This window comes from Phenylobacterium sp. (assembly GCF_024508875.1).
Taxonomy (GTDB): Bacteria; Pseudomonadota; Alphaproteobacteria; order Caulobacterales; family Caulobacteraceae; genus Phenylobacterium.
Genome location: NZ_JANINU010000181.1, coordinates 1 through 4747 on the forward strand (window position 1 = coordinate 1; position 4747 = coordinate 4747).

The 4747-nt window shown below is 69.8% G+C and carries 8 protein-coding genes; 4 read left to right on the forward strand and 4 right to left on the reverse strand.

Annotated features, from left to right (window positions below; genetic code table 11):
• A partial coding sequence (locus tag Q0L11_RS14095) for a biopolymer transporter ExbD (protein WP_296598056.1) occupies nucleotides 1-383 on the reverse strand: 383 nt, incomplete at its 3' end.
• Between the two features lie 162 nt (nucleotides 384-545).
• Here Q0L11_RS14095 and Q0L11_RS14100 point away from each other — a divergent pair.
• On the forward strand, nucleotides 546-1514 hold the full coding sequence (locus Q0L11_RS14100; RefSeq protein WP_296598057.1) for a WD40 repeat domain-containing protein: 969 nt from the start codon (nucleotides 546-548) through the stop codon (nucleotides 1512-1514).
• 135 nt (nucleotides 1515-1649) lie between these two features.
• Here Q0L11_RS14100 and ald read toward each other — a convergent pair whose 3' ends face one another.
• A complete protein-coding gene (gene ald / locus Q0L11_RS14105) occupies nucleotides 1650-2762 on the reverse strand; it encodes an alanine dehydrogenase (RefSeq protein ID WP_296598058.1) in 1113 nt (370 codons plus the stop codon).
• 145 nt (nucleotides 2763-2907) lie between these two features.
• On the opposite strand from ald, the gene Q0L11_RS14110 reads away from it, so the two are divergent.
• On the forward strand, nucleotides 2908-3132 hold the full coding sequence (locus tag Q0L11_RS14110; RefSeq protein WP_296598059.1) for a hypothetical protein: 225 nt from the start codon (nucleotides 2908-2910) through the stop codon (nucleotides 3130-3132).
• A complete protein-coding gene (locus Q0L11_RS14115; RefSeq protein WP_296598061.1) occupies nucleotides 3119-3487 on the forward strand; it encodes a hypothetical protein in 369 nt (122 codons plus the stop codon). The genes Q0L11_RS14110 and Q0L11_RS14115 overlap by 14 nt, the downstream gene beginning before the upstream one ends.
• On the opposite strand, the gene Q0L11_RS14120 is transcribed toward Q0L11_RS14115, so the two are convergent.
• Entirely contained in the window at nucleotides 3484-3909 is a 426-nt protein-coding gene (locus Q0L11_RS14120; protein ID WP_296598062.1) for a CBS domain-containing protein, read from the reverse strand. The two genes, Q0L11_RS14115 and Q0L11_RS14120, sit on opposite strands and share 4 nt — an antisense overlap.
• A gap of 165 nt (nucleotides 3910-4074) precedes the next feature.
• Between Q0L11_RS14120 and Q0L11_RS14125 the strand changes: the two genes are divergently transcribed.
• Nucleotides 4075-4395, forward strand: coding sequence for a hypothetical protein (locus Q0L11_RS14125; protein WP_296598065.1), 321 nt, complete (start codon nucleotides 4075-4077; stop codon nucleotides 4393-4395).
• Nucleotides 4396-4405: 10 nt separating this feature from the next.
• Here Q0L11_RS14125 and Q0L11_RS14130 read toward each other — a convergent pair.
• On the reverse strand, nucleotides 4406-4747 hold a 342-nt coding region (locus Q0L11_RS14130), incomplete at its 5' end, for a transglycosylase domain-containing protein (protein ID WP_296598066.1).

Sequence of the window (4747 nt, forward strand, 5' to 3'; positions counted from 1 at the left end):
ACGCCCATGAACTCGCCGTACAGCACGTCCCGGTCGGCGCGGATGTACACGCGCTGCTCGGTCGGCGGGGTGGCCGGATCGTCGCGCTGGAACTGCGCCGTCAGGTCGGGCGCGAGACGTTCCAGGCTCGTCGGCGTTTCACCGATGAAGATGCGTTGGCCACGCTGGATGTTGATCAGCGTGGGCTCCTTCACCTTCGTGCCGGGGGGCGGCGGGATGGCCGGCGGCAGGTCGAGCTTGATCGACACCGTCGCGGCCGGGATCGACACCATGAAGATGATGAGGAGCACGAGCATGACGTCCACGAAAGGCGTCACGTTCATGTCCGCGTTTTGGCCGAGGGCGAACTTACCGCCGCCGCCGCCGCCCATTTTGGCGCCCATACGTCCTGGTCCCTTACCCTTTTGGCGCGCTCAGTCCGCGCTTTCGTGGCGACCATTGGCAAGCCGGTAAGGGCTTGTAAAGTCGAAAGCGCAGGAACGCTGTTCGCCTGTTGAAAACGCCGCGCGCTTGCCCGCCGCCGCTCCGGCGCACTAGAGAGCGCCATGACCTTCAGCTACGACGCCTATGTGACGGCCGCCCTGTTCGACCGGGCTGGCCGGGCCGCCTTCGCCCTCGGTGACGGGACCGTCCGGTTCGAGAGCGGCGAGACCATCGAGGCCCACGACGGCGCGGCGCTCTCCGCCTGCCTGCCCCCTTCAGGCGACGGGATCCTGACCGGTGGCGACGACGGTCGGGTGGTGCTTTCGACGCCGGCCGGCGCCCAGGAAATCGCCAGCCTGCCCGGCAAGTGGATCGAGTCGCTCGACGCCAGCCCCGAGTCGGGCCTGATCGCCTTCGCCGCCGGCCGCGACCTGCACGTGCGCGACGCGGCCGACGCCGCCTTCGCGCGCACCTTCGTCCACGAGAAGTCCATCGCGGACCTCGCCTTCGATCCGAAAGGCCGTCGGCTCGCCGCGGCCACCTACGGCGGCGTCTGGCTCTGGTACGCAAAGATCGCCGACCAGAAGCCGGTGGTCCTGAAGTGGGCCGGAAGCCACATCGGCGCCCGCTGGAGTCCCGACGGCAAGTTCCTGGTCAGCGCGATGCAGGAGAACCAGCTCCACGGCTGGCGCGTCGCCGACGAGAAGAACATGCGGATGGGCGGCTACCCGTCGAAGGTGCGCAGCCTCAGCTTCATGTCCAAGGGCGCCCTGCTGGCCACCTCGGGCGCGAACGGCGCGGTATGCTGGCCCTTCGCCGGGCCCACCGGGCCGATGGGCAAGCAGGCCGCCGAGATCGGCTACGACGACTCGGCCCTGACGACGCGCGTCGCCACCCGCCTCGACAAGACCTGGCTGGCCGCGGGCCTCGACGACGGCCGCGTCTGGGCCGCCGACGTCACGGGCGAACGGCTCGTACCCCTCAAGGCGGAAAAGGGCGCCGCCATCAGCGCCCTGGCCCTCAGCCCGGACGCAACCCGCGTCGCCTGGGGCGACGAGGACGGAAACGCCGGCGTGGCGGAGATCGGCTGAAGCACGATCCGCCGAACAGATGCTCCCCCGCTGGGGGAGCTCGCGAAGCGAGAGGGGGCTTGGTTCACAAGCCTTGCCTGCAACCCCCTCCCCCTTCGGGACCTCCCCCAATGGGGGAGGAGCTTTCCACGCGACCTAATTCCACGCTCGGTAGGGATCGCTGAACGGCTTGCCCAGCGCCTGCGCGACTGCCGGGTGGGTGATCTGCCCCGCCAGCACGTTCAGGCCCTTGGCCAGGTGGACGTTCTTCTTCAGCGCATCCAGGCCCTGGTCGGCAAGCTGCAGGCCGAACGGCAGGGTGGCGTGGACCAGCGCTTCCGACGAGGTGCGCGGCGCGGCGCCCGGCATGTTGGCCACGCAATAGTGGACCACGCCGTCGACGGTGTAGGTCGGCGCCTTGTGTGTGGTCGGCTTGCTGGTTTCGAAGCAGCCGCCCTGGTCGATGGAGACGTCCACCAGCACCGAGCCCGGCTTCATCTTCGACAGGTGCTCCTTGCGCACCAGCTTGGGCGCCGCCGCGCCGGCGGTCAGCACCGCGCCGATCACCACGTCGGCCTTCAGGATCTCCTGCTCGACGGCGTCATAGGTCGAGTAGCGGGTGATCACCCGGCCGGCGAAGATGTCGTCGATGTAGCGCATGCGCGGGATCGACCGCTCCAGGATCACCACCTCGGCGCCCAGGCCCGCCGCCATCTGGGCCGCGTTGGCCCCCACGACGCCGCCGCCCAGGATGCAGACGCGCGCCGGGGGCACCCCAGGCACGCCCGAGATCAAGAGACCCATGCCGCCGTTGTGCTTCAGCAGCGTCTCGCCCGCCGAGAAGATGGCGATCCGGCCGGCCACTTCCGACATTGGCGCCAGCAGGGGCAGCCCGCCGTTGGGGTCGGTCACCGTCTCGTAGGCGATGGCCGCGCAGCCGGATTGCAGCAGGCCGTCGGCCTGGGCCGGGTCGGGCGCCAGGTGCAGGTAGGTGAAGAGGATGTGGTCCTTGGTCAGCCGCGCCCACTCGACCGGCTGCGGCTCCTTCACCTTCACGATCATCTGGGCGCCGGCGAACACGGCCGCCGCGTCGGGAACGATCTTGGCGCCGGCCTTTACATAGTCGGCGTCGGCATAGCCCGCGCCCTCGCCGGCTCCGGCCTCCACCAGCACCTCGTGGCCGTGCGAGACGTACTCGCGCACCGCCGTGGGCGGCAGCCCCACGCGGTATTCGTCCGGCTTGATCTCGCGGGGCACGCCAACGCGCATGAGGTGACCTCCCAGGGTCGTTTATTGCAGTTGCGCGCGGATTTGGGGGAATGCCGTTTCCGGGTCAAGCGCCAACGGCGCAAGCTTGGCTGCGACAGCCGCATCTTTGGTTGTCGCCAACCCGCCCTTGGTCGATCCTGTGGGCATGCTGGCGGAGTTGAGATCGCTCGTCCTGGGCCTGATCGTCGTCGCGGCGCTGACGCCGGTGGCGGTGTGGGCGGTGCAGACCGCCAAGCGCCGACGCGGCGGCGCGGCGCTGGTCACCGGCCTACTGCTCATCGTGGGCATGAACAGCCCGATCCTGCGCCCGCCGCCATCGCTCGCGGAGCAAATCCGGCGGCAGGCGGAGGGGGACATTGACGAAGGTTGACGCTGCACGGCAGCGCCGCGCCAGTCTCCAGATCATCGCCAGTCAGGTCCGCGAACGGACGGGTCTCGCCGCCGCCATCGCGACCATTCTGGCGTTCTGCGGCGGCCTTGCCATGCTTAGCCTGCCGAAGGGCCCCGCGCGGGCCGCGTACGGGATGGTGACGGGCCTGGGCTTCGACGAGACGCAAGAGGGATCAAGGCCCTATGCGGATGTGTCGGTTGAGGGCCGAAGCATCCACGTCGCCCTACCGGGAGACATGGTGTGCCGTGTCGGCGATCGGATCGCGCTTGCCCGGCAGAAGACCGTGGCGGGCGAGCGGCACACCGTCACTCCGCCGGGCTGCGACCGCCCCTAGTGCGCCGCCGGCGTGCTCTCGGAGATTTCTTCCAGCGTCTGGCCGACCTTCTTGGCGCCGTAGTCGATGGCGATGTCGCCCAGGGAGACGATGCCGGCGAGGCGGCCCTGCTCGTTCAACACCACCAGCCGGCGGATCTGCTTGGAGCCCATCTTCGCGGTGGCGTCGGCCACGTTGTCGTCCTCGCGGCAGGTCTCGACGCCCTCGGTCATCACCTGCGACACCGGCGTGTCCAGGCCCAGGCCTTCGGCGACCACGCGCAGGACGATGTCGCGGTCGGTGATGAGGCCGACGACCTTCCCGTCGTCCACCACGGGCACGGCGCCGCTTTCGACGTTCGCCATCATCTGGGCGACCTCGGCGATCGTGGAGCGCGGCGTGGCCGTGGCCACCTGGGCGGTCATGATCTCGCTGATGTTCATGGGCAGGAATCCTTCTGCTGCGTCGGCAGACAGAAACCCCTTCGCAGCGGCGCCGTTCCCCGGCCCGGCCACACGGATCGGCGAGGTCCGCTTGCCGGAGCCTCGACGGCCGCGCCTACTGAGGGCCAAACCCTCCCGCGCAGCAGATCGTTCAGGATTGATTTAATGTTGAAGCAAATCGCGACGGGATGCGCCCTCGCCCTACTGCTCGCCTCGTCGGCCGCGGCGGACTGCGCGCCGCCCACGCCGCCGCCGACATCGGAGCGGCCGGTCCGGCCGGCCCCGCCCCGCACGCCGCCCTGCGCCACGACCAACACCTGCGAACCCGGCGAGGCCGACCGCTACAACGCCGAGGTCAAGGCGTTCAACGACCGGGCGCACGTCTACGCCGCCGCGCTGCAGGCCTATGTCGACCGGCTGAACGCCTATGTGGCCGCGGCGGGCGCCTATGCGAAATGCGAGGTGGCGGCCACGAACCCGTCCTGACGGCCGCCCGCTACAGCACGCAGGAGGTCAGGCCCTCGTTGCGCACGACGCGGGCGTTGCGGTCGATCTTGCCGGCCCGGCGCTTCATGTACGGGCCCGGCGTCGCCGCCTTCCACGACAGCGGCTTGGGAACGATGGCCGCCAGGCGCGCGGCCTGGATCGGCGTCAGCTTCGCGGCCGAGACGTGGAAGTTCTTCTGGGCGGCGGCCTCGGCGCCGTACACGCCCGGCCCCCATTCGATGGAGTTCAGATAGACCTCCATGATCCGCTCCTTGCCCCAGCCCACCTCGATCAGGACGGTGAACCAGGCCTCCAGGCCCTTGCGCACCCAGTCGCGCCCCGGCCAGAGGAA